This window comes from Massilia sp. Mn16-1_5, assembly GCF_004798585.1.
In the GTDB taxonomy this organism is placed as follows: domain Bacteria; phylum Pseudomonadota; class Gammaproteobacteria; order Burkholderiales; family Burkholderiaceae_D; genus Telluria.
In genome coordinates this window covers 191,514-205,856 of the sequence record NZ_PPXQ01000006.1, presented here as the reverse complement: position 1 = coordinate 205,856, position 14,343 = coordinate 191,514, and the positions used below count along the sequence as shown (strand labels likewise).

At 62.1% G+C, this 14,343-nt stretch carries 14 protein-coding genes; 2 read left to right on the top strand and 12 right to left on the bottom strand.

Annotation, left to right across the window (positions count from 1 at the left end; translation table 11 throughout):
- Positions 1–28: 28 nt before the first annotated feature.
- Positions 29–1,810, top strand: a complete 1,782-nt coding sequence (locus tag C2862_RS09215) for a PhoH family protein (RefSeq protein WP_136219830.1) — start codon at positions 29–31, stop codon at positions 1,808–1,810.
- A gap of 93 nt (positions 1,811–1,903) precedes the next feature.
- Here the strand turns inward: C2862_RS09215 and C2862_RS09210 are convergent, their stop codons facing one another.
- The 8 genes from C2862_RS09210 to rpsF form a co-directional block, all read right to left on the bottom strand.
- The gene (locus tag C2862_RS09210) at positions 1,904–4,612 is read right to left on the bottom strand and encodes an EAL domain-containing protein (RefSeq protein ID WP_168710032.1); all 2,709 of its coding nucleotides are present in this window, start codon (positions 4,610–4,612) and stop codon (positions 1,904–1,906) included.
- A 126-nt stretch (positions 4,613–4,738) separates the two neighbouring features.
- On the bottom strand, positions 4,739–5,749 hold the full coding sequence (locus tag C2862_RS09205) for an inorganic phosphate transporter (protein WP_136219828.1): 1,011 nt from the start codon (positions 5,747–5,749) through the stop codon (positions 4,739–4,741).
- Positions 5,750–5,771: 22 nt separating this feature from the next.
- The gene (locus C2862_RS09200; RefSeq protein ID WP_136219827.1) at positions 5,772–6,398 is read right to left on the bottom strand and encodes a DUF47 domain-containing protein; all 627 of its coding nucleotides are present in this window, start codon (positions 6,396–6,398) and stop codon (positions 5,772–5,774) included.
- Positions 6,399–6,476: 78 nt separating this feature from the next.
- Entirely contained in the window at positions 6,477–7,862 is a 1,386-nt protein-coding gene (locus C2862_RS09195; protein ID WP_136219826.1) for a replicative DNA helicase, read from the bottom strand.
- Positions 7,863–7,990: 128 nt separating this feature from the next.
- Complete coding sequence (gene rplI / locus C2862_RS09190) at positions 7,991–8,443, bottom strand: 50S ribosomal protein L9 (protein ID WP_136219825.1); 453 nt, start codon at positions 8,441–8,443, stop codon at positions 7,991–7,993.
- 36 nt (positions 8,444–8,479) lie between these two features.
- Positions 8,480–8,770 carry a 30S ribosomal protein S18 gene (rpsR, locus tag C2862_RS09185; RefSeq protein ID WP_056332995.1) on the bottom strand — a complete coding sequence of 97 codons (291 nt, stop codon included), beginning with the start codon at positions 8,768–8,770 and terminating at the stop codon, positions 8,480–8,482.
- 41 nt (positions 8,771–8,811) lie between these two features.
- Positions 8,812–9,105: a primosomal replication protein N gene (gene priB, locus C2862_RS09180; RefSeq protein ID WP_136219824.1), complete on the bottom strand. Its 294-nt coding sequence runs from the start codon at positions 9,103–9,105 to the stop codon at positions 8,812–8,814.
- A 30-nt stretch (positions 9,106–9,135) separates the two neighbouring features.
- Positions 9,136–9,522 (bottom strand): 30S ribosomal protein S6, encoded by a 387-nt coding sequence (gene rpsF / locus C2862_RS09175; RefSeq protein WP_136219823.1) that lies wholly within the window; start codon positions 9,520–9,522, stop codon positions 9,136–9,138.
- A gap of 231 nt (positions 9,523–9,753) precedes the next feature.
- Here rpsF and lexA point away from each other — a divergent pair, with 231 nt between their 5' ends.
- Positions 9,754–10,389, top strand: coding sequence for a transcriptional repressor LexA (gene lexA, locus C2862_RS09170; RefSeq protein WP_136219822.1), 636 nt, complete (start codon positions 9,754–9,756; stop codon positions 10,387–10,389).
- Between the two features lie 47 nt (positions 10,390–10,436).
- On the opposite strand, the gene C2862_RS09165 is transcribed toward lexA, so the two are convergent.
- From C2862_RS09165 to C2862_RS09150, 4 genes are all read right to left on the bottom strand, one after another.
- A complete protein-coding gene (locus C2862_RS09165) occupies positions 10,437–11,195 on the bottom strand; it encodes a tetratricopeptide repeat protein (protein WP_136219821.1) in 759 nt (252 codons plus the stop codon).
- Between the two features lie 65 nt (positions 11,196–11,260).
- Positions 11,261–12,049: a tetratricopeptide repeat protein gene (locus tag C2862_RS09160; protein WP_136219820.1), complete on the bottom strand. Its 789-nt coding sequence runs from the start codon at positions 12,047–12,049 to the stop codon at positions 11,261–11,263.
- A 169-nt stretch (positions 12,050–12,218) separates the two neighbouring features.
- Positions 12,219–13,025, bottom strand: a complete 807-nt coding sequence (locus tag C2862_RS09155; protein ID WP_136219819.1) for a tetratricopeptide repeat protein — start codon at positions 13,023–13,025, stop codon at positions 12,219–12,221.
- A 70-nt stretch (positions 13,026–13,095) separates the two neighbouring features.
- A complete protein-coding gene (locus C2862_RS09150; RefSeq protein WP_136219818.1) occupies positions 13,096–14,337 on the bottom strand; it encodes a cystathionine gamma-synthase family protein in 1,242 nt (413 codons plus the stop codon).
- Positions 14,338–14,343 lie beyond the last annotated feature (6 nt).

Genomic DNA, 14,343 nt, shown 5'->3' with positions numbered 1-14,343 from the left:
TCCTCCACTTTTTCATATTGAGAACCTGATGCCACTACCCAAAATCCCTACCAAGCCGGCCACCCTGCTGCCGGTAAACGAATACCCCAAAGCCCAACCCGGCAAATCTCCCGTGCGCGTGGTCGCCGCAGCGCCGGTTGAAGCCGACCCCGTCGAAGACCTGATCAGCGGCAAGGCAGTCCCCGCCGCCAAGTCCACCCGCGCCCGCAAGGGCAAGGCCGCGCCCCTGGCCGCGGTGCCTGCGCCGAAAGGCGAAACGCAAACCTGGCCGGCGCGCGCCGAAACGGGCACCGTTGCCAAGCTCAAGGAAACCGATATCGCCGAGCCGCATCCGGCCAAGCACAAGCCGGTCGAAGTCAACGTCAAGTCCTCGACCAGCCGCCGCGCCGACAAGTCCGGCCGTACCAAGGTCTTCGTGCTCGACACCAACGTCCTGATGCACGACCCGACTTGCCTGTTCCGCTTCGAGGAACACGACGTCTACCTGCCGATGATGACGCTCGAGGAACTCGACGACCACAAGAAAGGCATGTCGGAAGTCGCGCGTAACGCGCGCCAGGTGTCGCGCACCCTGGACGCCCTGATCGCCAACATCGACGACGATGCCATCGAGGCCGGCATCGAGCTGGCCAAGCTCGGCAACAAGGATGCGAAGGGCCGCCTGTTCTTCCAGACCAGGCTGCAGAACGGCCCCCTGCTGCCGGAAGGCCTGCCGGTCGGGAAAGCCGACAACCAGATCCTGGGCGTCGTCAAGGCACTCGCCGCCGAGCAGCCGGACCGCGCCATCGTGCTGGTGTCGAAGGACATCAACATGCGCATCAAGGCGCGCGCGCTGGGCCTGCCGGCCGAGGATTACTTCAACGACCACGTGCTGGAAGACACCGACCTGCTGTACTCGGGCATCGTCCAGCTGCCTGACGATTTCTGGGACAAGCACGGCAAGAACGTGGAATCCTGGCAGGAAAACAAGAATGGCGGCTCGACGACCTTCTACCGCGTCAACGGCCCCTTCATTCCGAGCCTGCTGACGAACCAGTTCGTCTACCTGGAGCCGACCGGCCCCGGCGAAACCCCGTTCTACGCCCAGGTCAAGGACATCAACGGCAAGACCGCGGTGTTGCAAGTGCTGCGCGACTTCAGCCACTCGAAGAACAGCGTCTGGGGCATCACCGCGCGCAACCGCGAGCAGAACTTCGCGCTGAACCTCCTGATGAATCCGGAGTGCGACTTCGTCACCCTGCTCGGCCAGGCCGGTACCGGCAAGACCCTGCTGGCCCTGGCCGCCGGCCTGGCGCAGGTGCTGGAAACCAAGGTCTATAACGAGATCATCGTCACCCGCGTGACGGTGCCGGTCGGCGAGGACATCGGCTTCCTGCCGGGTACCGAGGAAGAAAAGATGTCGCCGTGGATGGGCGCCTTCGACGACAACCTGGAAGTGCTGAACAAGTCCGATTCCGACGCCGGCGACTGGGGCCGCGCCGCGACCCAGGACCTGATCCGTTCGCGCATCAAGATCAAGTCGCTCAACTTCATGCGCGGCCGTACTTTCGTGAACAAGTTCCTGATCATCGACGAGGCGCAGAACCTGACGCCGAAGCAGATGAAGACCCTGGTCACGCGCGCCGGTCCGGGCACCAAGATCCTGTGCCTGGGCAATATCGCGCAGATCGACACGCCTTACCTCACCGAGGGCTCGAGCGGCCTGACCTATGTGGTCGACCGCTTCAAAGGCTGGTCGCATAGCGGCCACGTGACGCTGGCGCGCGGCGAGCGGTCGCGCCTGGCGGATCACGCGAGCGACGTGCTGTAAGCATTTTCGCTTTACCGAAAACCTGCGCACCGCAAGGTCCGCAGGTTTTTTTACGCCGGTACCGGCGCGCGCAGCGGCCGTGGCGCCAATGACTTACCGCGCCGGCGCCGCCGCCCGCTGCAATTCGGCTGGCGCCAGCGGGCGCGAAAAGTAGTAACCCTGCCCTTCGTCACAGCCAAGCGTCCTGAGCAGCTGCATCTGCCGCTGGTTCTCGACACCCTCGGCCACGACCCGCATGCCGAGGGCATGTGCCATCGCGATCATCGAGGCGATCAGGGTGCCGCCTTCCGGATGTTCGATGCGCAGTACGAAAGCGCGGTCGATCTTGAGCACGTCGAAACGCAGTTTCTGGAGCTGAGACAAGGAGGAATAGCCGGTGCCGAAGTCGTCGATGCACAGCTTGATCCCCAAGGCGCGCAGTTGACGAAACACGGCCGCTTCCCCGAGTCCGTTCTGCATCATCGACGATTCCGTGACCTCGATTTCCAGCAGGCGCGGATCGACGCCGTGACGTTCCGTCGCGCTCCGGAACACCGCCAGCATGTCGGACTGGCCGAACTGGCGTGGCGAGACATTGACCGACACCGGCACCGGCGCCACGCCGTCGCGCTGCCATTCGGCCAGCTGGCGGCACACGCTGTCGAGTACCTGTTCGCCCAGCGGCACGATCAGGCCGGTATCCTCGGCCAGTTGGATGAAGCGGTCCGGCCCGGTCAAGCCCTGGCCCGGGCGGTCCCAGCGCACCAGCGCCTCCATGCTCGACGCCGTGCCGGCGACCAAATCCACGCGCGGCTGGTAATGCACGATGAACTGGTGCTGGTCGAGGGCGCTACGCAATTCGAGTTCGGTCTCGAGGCGGGCGCGGATTTCCTCGAACAAGCGCGTTTCGAAAAAGCGGAAACTGCCCTTGCCTTCCGTCTTGACGGAGTACATCGCGATGTCCGCATGCTTGAGCAGCGTCTCCGCATCCTCGCCATGCTCGGGAAACAGGCTGATCCCGATCGACGCACCCAGCACGTGATTGGCATGGTGCAAGTGAAATCCGTCGTCGAAGGAAGCAAGCAGGCGGCCGGCGACGTGCTCGCAATCGGCGGCCCCGGCTACCCGGTCCAGCACGACCACGAATTCATCGCCGCCAAGGCGCACGACGTGATCGTGCGGGCGCACAGCGATGCTCAGCCGCTTGGCGACGGTGCGCAGCAGCTCGTCGCCTGCCGCGTGGCCGAGCGCGTCGTTGACGGTCTTGAAGCCATCCAGGTCGATGAACAGCACGGCAAGGCCGTGCGCGCCGCTGCGCGCCTGGCCGATGGCCTTTGGCAGGTATTGCTGGATCCAGTAACGGTTCGGCAAACCTGTCAGCTCGTCGGTCGTGCTGCGTCGCTCGAGCTCGGTGACGTGGGCCTTGCTCTCGCTGATATCGCGGATCGTGACGGCGAGGTCGCCACCGGCGCGCACCGCCTTGTAGCGAATCCATCGGGCTTTGAGCAGTTGGCCGTCGGACGGCGTGACGGGGAGCTCACGGTCATACAGGCCGGTCTCCAGGGCGTGGCACAGGCGCGCGCACGCCAGGCGAAACAGCTCGCCCCGGTAGAATTCGGAAAGCCGGTGCCCGATCAGTTCCCGGGGCTGCTTGCCGAACATGTCGGCCCCGTACTGGTTGCAATCGACGATCTCGAAATCGCGCACCACGCCCTGGGCGTCGCGCAGCGGCCGATTGATGAAAAAGCCTTCTCCCGCGTCCTCGGTGGCCAGGCGGTAGGTCGAGCGGATGGTTTCGATCTGATGACGTTTCCACTTCGCATGCACATAGAAGCTGGTGGCCAGCATCGCCGCCAGCAGCAGCCATGCCGTGTTCCACCAGGCGCCGGCCAGGGCCTCGCCCCTGTGCGCACGGTAGGGTGCCATCGCCGTGTACTCGTCGACGCCGACGATGCCGACCAGCCCGAGTTCCGGGAAGGGCTGCCAGCCTGCGATGCGCGTGCGCCCGTCGGCAAACCAGCGCCTGCCCTCGAGACGGGCGACGCCGGCCGCGGCGTCCCCGGTTACTGGCTCGAGCAGGAAGGGCGTGCGGTAACTGTGCACGCGCGCGCCGGTGCGTCCGGCCATCAGGACCCCGTCGGTGCGCACGATGCCGACAAAACCGTGTTCACGGAGGATGGGTTCTGCGTAGTGCTGGGTGAAAAAGGATGGCGCGACCGACACCATCACGATGCCCGCGAACTGCCCGTCGGAGCTTGCAAGCCGGCGCGAAAACGCGATCACTTCCCGGTTCGACAATTGGCCGTCGATCGGACCGCTCAGGTACAGGCGATCGGCGCTGCCCTGCTGGTGCTCGGTGAAATAGGCCCGGTCACCCAGGTAGCGGCCTACGGCGTCGGGGTGGGTGCCGGTGGTGACGATCCCGTTGCGGTCGAGGATCACGACAGCGGAGATGTATTGCCTGGAGAAAATGCCGGCCTCGAGTGTGCCTTCGAGGCTGATGCGCTTGCCCGACGTGGCCCAGTCGTGGCGCAACAACAGTAACAGCCGGTCGGTGTCGGCGATCGAGCGGCTCGTGCGGATGACGAGGCTGCGCGCGTAGGCATCGGCCTGCTGGTTCAACTCGGCCTTGCGATCCTGTTCCACATGGCGCAGGTCGTGCAGGACATAGCTCCACAGCACGGCGAGCGCAGCGACCGAGAGCGCCGGCCAGACCAGCAGCAGGGACCATCGCTCGCGCATGAAATCCAGGAAGGGCCGTAGCCGGCCGAAGACCCGGGTCCAGCCTGATGACGGCATTACCTTGTCAAAATGCAAGTCCATCCACGCTCCAGTCAGGCAGCCTTGAAGCCAAGTATGACATGCGGCGCCGCCAACGCCGGCGCATGCGCGCTGCATGGGCGCAAAAAAAAGCCCAGCGCTGCCGGGCTTTTTGTAGAGCAAGGAGTCTTACATGATGTGACGGCCGATCCACCACGCGATCGCCGCCATGAAGGCCGACGCCGGAATCGTGAAGATCCATGCCCACACGATGTTGCCCGCCACGCCCCAGCGCACGGCCGAGGCCTTTTGCGAGGCGCCCACGCCGACGATGGCGCCGGTGATGGTGTGGGTGGTCGAGACCGGGATGCCCCAGAAGCTCGCCATCAGCAGGGTCATGGCGCCACCGGTTTCGGCGCAGAAGCCGCCGACCGGTTTCAGCTTGGTGATCTTCTGGCCCATGGTTTTCACGATGCGCCAGCCGCCGAACAGCGTACCGAAGCTGATCGCCGCGTAGCAGGAGATGATGACCCAGGCCGGTGGGTGCGCATCGGTCGGGCTGACGTGGCCGGCAGCGATCAGCAGCATCCAGATGATGCCCATGGTCTTTTGCGCGTCGTTGCCGCCGTGGCCCAGCGAGTAGCCGGCAGCCGAGACCAGCTGCAGGCGGCGGAACCAGACGTCCACCTTGCGCGGCGTCGATTTCACGAAGATCCAGGACACCAGCAGCATGATGATCGAGCCGAGCACGAAGCCGAGCATCGGCGCGACCACGATGAAGATCACGGTCTTCCAGAGGCCGGCCGCGACCAGCGCGCCGGTGCCGGACTTGGCCACCGCCGCGCCGACCAGGCCGCCGATCAGGGCGTGCGAGGACGAGGACGGAATGCCGTAGTACCAGGTGATGATGTTCCAGACGATGGCCCCGACCAGGGCCCCGAAGATCACATAATGGTCGACCACATGCGGGTCGATCGTGCCCTTGCCGATCGTTTGCGCCACCTTCATGCTGACCACGAAAATGGCGATGAAGTTGAAGAAGGCCGCCATCGCAACCGCCGACTGGGGCTTGAGCACGCCGGTCGAGACGACGGTCGCGATCGCGTTCGCCGAATCGTGGAAGCCGTTCATGAAGTCGAACACCAGCGCGAGCAGCACCAGCAAACCCAGCACGTAAATGCTGATAGTTAAATGTTCCATAATTATTTTTATTCTAGGAAACTTACGCGTTCTCGACGATGATGCCTTCGATGATGTTCGCCACGTCTTCGCAGCGGTCGGTGACGGTCTCGAGGATCTCGTAGATCGCCTTCATCTTGATCAGGTTGCGCACGTCCGGCTCGTCGCGGAACAGTTTCGACATCGCGGCGCGCATCACGTGGTCGGCGTCCGATTCCAGGCGGTCGATCTCTTCGCAGATGGCGACGATCTTCTGGGCGTTGCCCATGTCGTGCAGCAGTCCGACGGCCGATTGCACCTTCTCGCAGCAGGCCAGGCACAGTTCGGCCAGGCGCTTGGCTTCCGGCGTCACGGCGTGCAGGTCGTACAGGGAGATGGTCTGGGCCGCGTCTTCCATCATGTCGAGGATGTCATCCATGCGCGTGATCAGCTTGTGGATGTCGTCGCGGTCGATCGGGGTGATGAAGGTCTTGTGCAGGAGGTCGACGGTGGCGTAGGTGACTTTGTCCGCCTGCTTTTCGATGCTCTCGACGGCGTGCGTGCGGTTTTCCAGGTCGTCGAAGTTGGTCATCAGGCCGACCATCTCGTGCGCACCCTTCACGCACAGCGCAGCGTGCTGGTTAAACAAATCAAAAAACTTGCCCTCGGTGGGCATCAGGCGTCCAAACATTAATTTCTCCGTGATAAAACTCTTGGGACTGCGAAGGTGCGCGGCGGACTGGCTGTCCGACTGCGGCACAATATCGGCTTAATCGCCCTGGTAGATGGCGAGGTTACCGCTGTAGTTGCCAAACTTGGTGTACTGGCCGATCCAGGTCAGGCGGATTGCGCCGATCGGACCGTTACGCTGCTTGCCGATAATGATCTCGGCAGTGCCTTTATCGGGCGAGTCGGGGTTGTAGACCTCGTCGCGATACAGGAAGATGATCACGTCCGCATCCTGCTCGATTGCGCCCGATTCGCGCAAGTCGGACATCACGGGACGCTTGTTCGGGCGCTGTTCCAGGGAGCGGTTCAGCTGCGACAGTGCGATGACGGGGCAATGCAGTTCCTTCGCCAGGCCCTTCAGCGAACGCGAGATTTCGGAAATCTCGGAAGCGCGGTTGTCGCCCGGCTGGCTGCCCTGCATCAGCTGCAGGTAGTCGACGATGATCAGGCCGAGCTTGCCACATTGGCGGGCCAGGCGGCGCGCGCGTGCGCGCATCTCGATCGGGTTCAGCGCCGGCGTCTCGTCGATGTAGAGCTGGGCGTCATTCATCTTCTGGATCGCGTGCGTCAGGCGCGGCCAGTCCTCGTCGTTCAGGCGGCCGGTACGCAGGCGGTGCTGGTCGAGCTGGCCGACCGAACCGAGCATACGCATGGCGAGCTGGGCGCCGCCCATCTCCATCGAGAACACGGCGACCGGCAAGCCGGCTTCGATGGCGACGTTCTCGCCGATGTTGACGGAGAACGCAGTCTTGCCCATCGACGGACGGCCGGCGACGATGACCAGGTCGCCCGGCTGCAGGCCGGAGGTCATCTTGTCGAGGTCGATGAAGCCGGTCGGCACGCCGGTGATCTCGCCCTGGTTTTCGCGCGAATACAGTTCGTCGATGCGCTCGACGACCTGGGTCAGCAGCGGCTGCACCGCGGTCCAGCCCTGGGCGCCACGTGCGCCCTGCTCGGCGATGGCGAAGATCTTGGATTCGGCTTCGTCAAGCATCTGCTTGACTTCCTTGCCTTGCGGATTGAACGCGTTGCCCGAGATTTCGTCGGCGACGGTGATGAGTTTGCGCAGCACGCCGCGGTCGCGCACGATCTCGGCGTAGCGGCGGATGTTGGCGGCCGACGGCGTGTTCTGCGCCATCGCGTTCAGGTATTGCAGGCCGCCCACGTCCTCGGCCTTGCCGAGCGAGACCATGGCCTCGTAGACCGTGATCACGTCGGCCGGCTTGCCGCTGTTAATCAGGCGCACCATCTGTTCGAAGATGATGCGGTGGTCGTAGCGATAAAAGTCGTCCGCGTGCATGAAGTCGGCAATACGGTCCCAGGCCGCATTGTCGCGCAGGAGGCCGCCGATGACGGACTGTTCTGCTTCGATGGAATGCGGGGGAATGCGCAGCGATTCGATTTGCGGATCTGCGGGGGTATTCATGGCGGGCATTATAACCCTTCCGGTCATCCGGCTGAAATAATTGGCGAGTTTCCGGAAATAAAAAAAGCCGGGATAACCCGGCTTTTTCTTTAAAACAACAGCTTACTGTATGTAAGCTGCGGCTTTACTTAGGCAGCTTCGCCCACGACAGCGATCGTGATTTCCACGACGACGTCGGTGTGCAGTGCGACGGCAACCGGGTGCTCGCCGGTGGTCTTCAGAGGACCGGTCGGCAGACGCACTTGCGCCTTTTCGACTGCGAAGCCTTGCTTGCTCAGGGCTTCAGCGATGTCGAAGTTGGTGACCGAACCGAACAGACGGCCGTCGACGCCGGCTTTCTGTGCGATGGTGATGGTCATGCCGCTCAGCTTGTCGCCTTGGGCTTGCGAAGCAGCCAGCTTTTCAGCGGCAGCTTTTTCCAGCTCGGCGCGCTTGACTTCGAACTCGGCCACAGCGGCCTGGGTTGCACGGCGGGCCATCTTTTGCGGGATCAGGAAGTTACGTGCGTAACCGTCCTTGACCTTGACCACGTCGCCCAGGTTGCCGACGTTAACAACTTTTTCCAAAAGGATAACTTGCATATTTTTCTCCAGGATGTTCTGAACTGACCGACGCGATTAGGCGTTGTGCAGGTCGGTGTACGGCAGCAGCGCGAGGTAGCGTGCGCGCTTGATCGCGGTGTCGACCTGGCGCTGGTAGTGCGCCTTGGTGCCGGTCAGACGTGCTGGCATGATCTTGCCGTTTTCCTGGACGAAGTCCTTCAGGGTGTCGACGTCTTTGTAATCGACCTGTTCCACGTTTGCAGCGGTGAAGCGGCAGAACTTCTTACGCTTGAACAGCGGGTTCTGCTGTTTGCGCTTGAGTTTTTCTTTAGCCTTGTTTTTGTCGAACTTTTTACCGAATGCCATTTGAGGCTCCTGTATATCTAAAAGGTGGGCCGCTGGGTAGTTTAAGCGGCAGCACTGAAATCAATGATGTGAAACACCAGGGCTTTGCTGTTGCGATTCTTCCTGGCCAGAAATCCCGTGAACTGGTGCGCGGCGCCCAATTCTGCGCTGGCGAAACGGCCCGAAATTTCTCCCGCGGCGAACGCGGCGATTTCAAACTGGACCTGTCTCTCCACCCCTGCCTCGACCTGCTGCGAACTGTGCATCAGGATTGCCGAGACAACCGGCACGCCGGCGGGGGTATACCGCAGTACGTCGCGTTCAGCAATCGTCGCGACGACTTGAAGCTGGTTCACTGCAGATTCACTATTCCTGGCGAAAAGAATTTAGGCAGCGGCGGCCGGGGCAGCAGCCGGGGCTTCTGCGCGGTGGCTCTTGGCTGCGTCTTCGCGCTGGACCGACTTCATCATTGGCGATGGAGCGGTTTCAGCTTTCTTCATCTTCACGGTCAGATGACGCAGCACGGCATCATTGAACTTGAATGCGGTTTCCAGCTCGACCAGGGTCTCGTTGTCGCACTCGATGTTCATGCAGATGTAGTGTGCCTTAGGCAGCTTCTGGATCTGGTAAGCCATCTGGCGACGGCCCCAGTCTTCCACGCGATGGATGTTACCGCCGCGGCTCGTCACCGTGGTCTTGTAACGCTCGATCATCGCCGGGACTTGCTCGCTTTGGTCCGGGTGGACGATAAAAACGATTTCATAATGACGCATGCAACACTCCTTGAGGACGTTTAAACAAATGCCCACCTCGGCGTCAAGACGAGTGTGGGAAGGGAAAGCCGGCAATTATAACGCGGATGGCATGACGACGCAATCACAGGGCCACGTCGCTCCGCCGCGACAGCTTTCCGGGCAGGAAACGTGAAAAAACTGGGATTCCCCTTGCATTCTCCGAAATACTGTACAAAAATACAGTCTGAATCATTAACCCGTGGTAGATCCATGCTCAAGCTCACTGCAAGGCAAGAACAGATCCTGAACCTGATCAAGGAAGCGATCGACAATACCGGCTTCCCGCCGACCCGCGCCGAAATCGCCAAGGAGTTGGGCTTCAAGTCGGCCAATGCCGCCGAGGAACACCTGCAGGCTTTGGCCCGCAAAGGCGCCATCGAAATCGTTTCCGGCACGTCGCGCGGCATCCGCCTGATCGGCGCCCCGGCGCCGGAACCGGTGCCGCACGTGCCGGCCGCCCTCCTCATGTCGCTGCCGCTGGTCGGCCGCGTTGCCGCCGGCTCGCCGATCCTGGCCCAGGAACACGTCGAAGCCACCTATAACGTCGATCCGGCCATGTTCGGCGCCCGTCCCGACTTCCTGCTGAAGGTACGCGGCTGGTCGATGCGCGACGCCGGCATCATGGATGGGGACTTCCTCGCCGTCAAAAAGATCGACAATGCCAAGAACGGCCAGATCGTCGTCGCCCGCCTTGGCGAAGACGTCACCGTCAAGCGCTACCGCAAGACCGGCGACACAATCGAACTGCTGCCGGAAAACCCGGACTTCAAGGTCATCCGCGTGGAACCGGGCGACGAGTTCGCGCTCGAGGGACTGGCGGTTGGATTGATGCGCAGCTGGCATTAATGCAATAAGAAAGCCGCTTGTGCGGCTTTTTTTGTAGCTGGTCTCGCTTATTTGCCGGGCGCGTAGTTGCGCTTGCGGGCTTCGATGTCGCGCAGGCGCTCTTCCGACGGCGCCGTGCCGACGATCTCGTTGTGCTCTTTGACATACGCTTCGGTGGCACTGCGCCATGCAGCCAGGTCGGCCAGCACCAGCTTGGAACTGACACGCGCCTCCTCAGCCAGACTGTCCTGCACCAGCGCCATGCGTTCGCTGGCACGCGCCATTTCTTCCTTATTAAACAACTTGACGATATCGGCCGGAATGCGCTTGACCAAAGGGGTGGCGGCGTTCAGGTTGGTTACATAAGCGTTGTAGCAGTTCTGCCAAGTAGCGATGCTGGCATTGACGCGCTCGATGTCCTGGCTCTGCTTCGAGATCGCCGGGATACGCGGCGTGGCGCAATTGAACTGCCCCGTCTTCAGGTCTTCACCCTGGTATTGCTCGACCCAGTAGGTGATTTCCTTGCGGCGCAGTCCGCGCTGCTTCATCACCTCGAGCGAGGCGATCGCCACCGCATTGCCTTTGGCGGCGGCCTTGCGGAACCAGGTCTCGGCCTTGGCCTCGTCGACGGTTCCGGCTTCGCCATACCAGTACATTTCGCCGAGATGTTGCTGGGCTTCGACATTGCCGGCGTTCGCCAGCTTGGTGTAGAGCTGCAAGGCTTCCGGATAGGATTTTCTCGCGAACAGCGCATTCGCGTCTGCGAGCGGGTCGGCGTGGGCCGAGATGGAGACAAGGAACGCTGCGGCAGCTAGAAAGCGGATCATCGACATTCAAGGATGGAAGACAGGAAAACATGATACCGCGAACTGCCCTCCATCCTGAAGCCCCTTTACTGCAACTTACCAGTTGGCAATGGCTCCGGCCGAGGTTGAGCCCGAGCGATTTCGCCTTGGCGTTGCTGAGTGCGCAGCTTCAGCTGTTCGTATTCCAGCTTGCGTGCCTCGTTCTCGGTCGCGACATAACGCTCCGTGGACTTTTCCCAGGTTTGGTACTGGGTCACGTAGCGCGTTGCGTCCTGCTGGGCTTGCGTACCGACTTTTTCGTAAGCCATGCTCACACGGGCAAGGGCCTGCTCCGCTTCGCGTGGCGTCATCAGGTTCAGTACGCTCGCTGGGATGCGCTTCAACGGTGGGGTCGCATTCAGGTTGTTGACAAGGCCGTTATAGCAATTCTGCCAGTTGATGTAGGAAGCCGTTGCCGCCTTGATCTCAGCATTGGTCTTCGACACCTCCGGCAAGACAGGCGCTTCGCACTTGTACTGGCCGGAGACCAGATCCTCGCCCTGATAGGTCGTCGTCCAGTACGCAATGTCGGCGGCATGCGTTTCGCGCTGCTTCAGGATGGCAACCGACTCGACCGCGCCGGCATGGCCGCGCGCCGCGGCCTTGTGCATCCACTCGGTCGCTTTCGGGATGTCGACTGCCGTACCGTCGCCGTACCAGTACATCTCGCCCAGGCGGAACTGGGCTTCGGTGTTGCCTGCCGCAGCCAGCTTGGCATAGATCGGGAAAGCCTGAGTATAGGCTTTCGCCGCCAGCAGCTTGTTGGCGTCCTCCAGCTCGCCCGCGGAAGCCAGACCAGAAACCCCAAAAACCAGTGCGCATAGCAGTCGTTTCATGTTTCCTCCTGTTGAGATTTTTTAATCTTAGAACCACACCCCACTAGTAACAACTAGTTAAATGTAACCTAGTATTTCGGTGATGCCGGACGCATATCCTTGAGCAAATCATGAGGATCGTCGTCCCGCCTGCATCCGGATTGCATGCAGAATACGCCGCGCTTTTACATCATTTCGTCGTTCGAACCGCGCTTGGCGGCGGAGGCAGTCCACGGTAGTTCATGGCGGCGTAATCGTTGTTACGCCGTTGCGAATCGACGATCAGCCGCGTTTCCACATCAAGCTTGCGCTTCATACGGACGTTTTCTTCCTTGACGAAACGCTCGGTGGCCGTTTCCCAGGCGGCCTGTGCGGTGCGCACGGCGACCACGTCGCACTGGGCCTCGGTCAGTACGGTGCGATAAACCGACTCGATATGCTTGCGTGCGCGCTCGGTTTCCTTGGGCGTCATCATGTCGAGCACGTCGGCCGGAATGCGCTTGGCAAGCGGCGCCGTCGCATTAAAATTGGCAACGAAACCGTTGTAGCAGGTTTGCCAAGCCTCGATCGAGGCGCGGGTGGCGGCGACGTCGGCATTGGAGGTCGATACGGCGGGAACGGCGGGCATCTTGCACTCGAACCTATCGGAGCGAAGATCCTCGCCCCGGTATCCTCTGGTCCAATAGCCAATTTCCGCACCGCGCGTTCGGCGCCGATCGAGCGCAGCGAGGGCTTCCCGCGCGTCCGCGCTACCGCCCGCTGCAGCTTTGGTAAACCAGGCGTGCGCAGCCTGCAGGTCTTGTCGCATTCCGTCCCCATACCAGGCCATTTCGCCGACACGGAACTGGGCTTCGGCATTGCCGGCATTGGCGAGACGCGTATAGAGGGGAAGTGCCTTATCGTACTGCTGGGCCGCCAGGAACTTGTTCGCCTCGGACAAATCGTCAGCGAGCACGGTACCGCTGGCGAGCAGCAAGGAAACAAGAAGATGCCGCATACCACCTCCAATGAATTTATAGGAGATGATAGTAGAACGCTAATACTTCCGACGCAACGCCATTTTTGTTTCAGGTATGTAGCGCCCTACGGAAGTCCTCGATCAGATCATCTGTATCCTCAATCCCCACCGACACCCGGATCAACGATTCCGCAATCCCCATGCTCGCGCGCCGCTCTGCGCCCATCTCGAAGAAGATCGTGTGCGCCACCGGAATCACGAGCGTGCGCGTGTCGCCCAGGTTGCTGGCCGGGATCGCCAGATTCAAGCGGTTCAGGTAATCGAACGGGTCGATGTCGTCGCGCAGTTCAAAGCTCAGCAGCGAACCGCCCGCGCGGAACAGTTCGCTGGTGATACCGTGCTGGGGATGCGATGCCAGACCCGGATAGTGGACCGCGGAGACGCGTTCGTCGGCCTCGAGCATTTGCGCCAGCGCCAGCGCGTTGGCGCAGGTGCGCTCCATGCGCAGCGCCAGGGTTTCGGCGCCGACGGCGATGTGGTGCGCCGCTTCCGGACCGAGGGCGGCGCCGAAGTCGCGCAGGGCCTTGGCGCGCAGCTGGGCCATGCCTTGGGCGCTTGCTGCCTGCTTGCGGAAGTTGGCGGCGATGTTCGGGTAGGCGCTCCAGTCGAACAGGCCGGTGTCGGTCAGCGCACCGCCGAGGGCGATGCCATGGCCGGCGATCGATTTCGTCAGCGAATTGACGACCAGGCCGGCACCCACCGTCTTCGGGCGGAACAGATAAGGCGTGGTCATCGTGTTGTCGACCACGTACAGGATGCCGCGCGCACGGCACAGTTCGCCGATCCGGGCCAGGTCCGCCACTTGCGTGCGCGGGTTGGCGATCGTCTCCACGAACACGAGGCGCGTGTTCGGCTTCAGGACCGCTTCGACGTTCGCGGCGTCGGTCGCATCGACGAAGTCGACATCGACACCCTGCCCCGCCACCGTCTGCCACAGGCTGTTGGTATTCCCGAACAGGAAGGAAGACGACACGATGTGGTCGCCCGCCTTGAGCAGCGCCTGGAACAGCGCGCCGATGGCGGCCATGCCGGTGCCGAAGCACAGGCTGGCCATGCCGTCTTCCATCTTCGTGATCTTGTCTTCCAGCGCCGACACCGTCGGGTTGCCCTGGCGGCCGTAGCGGAAGCCCGGCTCCTTGCCCTGGAAGACGGAGGCCAGCTGGCGCGCGTCGTTATAGCCAAAGGCGACCGAGGTATGGACCGGCTTGTGCAGCGAGCCCTGCTCGATCGCCTTGCGGCGGTCGTTGTGCAGGATGGTGGTCGTGAAACCGTAGTTCTTTTTCTCACTCATGGCAGG

Excerpts from the sequence above, each read along its gene's own strand:
- C2862_RS09215 (WP_136219830.1), top strand. The coding sequence starts at position 29 with ATGCCACTACCCAAAATCCCTACCAAGCCGGCCACCCTGCTGCCGGTA.
- C2862_RS09210 (WP_168710032.1), bottom strand. The coding sequence starts at position 4,612 with ATGGACTTGCATTTTGACAAGGTAATGCCGTCATCAGGCTGGACCCGG.
- C2862_RS09205 (WP_136219828.1), bottom strand. The coding sequence starts at position 5,749 with ATGGAACATTTAACTATCAGCATTTACGTGCTGGGTTTGCTGGTGCTG.
- C2862_RS09200 (WP_136219827.1), bottom strand. The coding sequence starts at position 6,398 with ATGTTTGGACGCCTGATGCCCACCGAGGGCAAGTTTTTTGATTTGTTT.
- C2862_RS09195 (WP_136219826.1), bottom strand. The coding sequence starts at position 7,862 with ATGAATACCCCCGCAGATCCGCAAATCGAATCGCTGCGCATTCCCCCG.
- rplI (WP_136219825.1), bottom strand. The coding sequence starts at position 8,443 with ATGCAAGTTATCCTTTTGGAAAAAGTTGTTAACGTCGGCAACCTGGGC.
- rpsR (WP_056332995.1), bottom strand. The coding sequence starts at position 8,770 with ATGGCATTCGGTAAAAAGTTCGACAAAAACAAGGCTAAAGAAAAACTC.
- rpsF (WP_136219823.1), bottom strand. The coding sequence starts at position 9,522 with ATGCGTCATTATGAAATCGTTTTTATCGTCCACCCGGACCAAAGCGAG.
- lexA (WP_136219822.1), top strand. The coding sequence starts at position 9,754 with ATGCTCAAGCTCACTGCAAGGCAAGAACAGATCCTGAACCTGATCAAG.
- C2862_RS09165 (WP_136219821.1), bottom strand. The coding sequence starts at position 11,195 with ATGATCCGCTTTCTAGCTGCCGCAGCGTTCCTTGTCTCCATCTCGGCC.
- C2862_RS09160 (WP_136219820.1), bottom strand. The coding sequence starts at position 12,049 with ATGAAACGACTGCTATGCGCACTGGTTTTTGGGGTTTCTGGTCTGGCT.
- C2862_RS09155 (WP_136219819.1), bottom strand. The coding sequence starts at position 13,025 with ATGCGGCATCTTCTTGTTTCCTTGCTGCTCGCCAGCGGTACCGTGCTC.
- C2862_RS09150 (WP_136219818.1), bottom strand. The coding sequence starts at position 14,337 with ATGAGTGAGAAAAAGAACTACGGTTTCACGACCACCATCCTGCACAAC.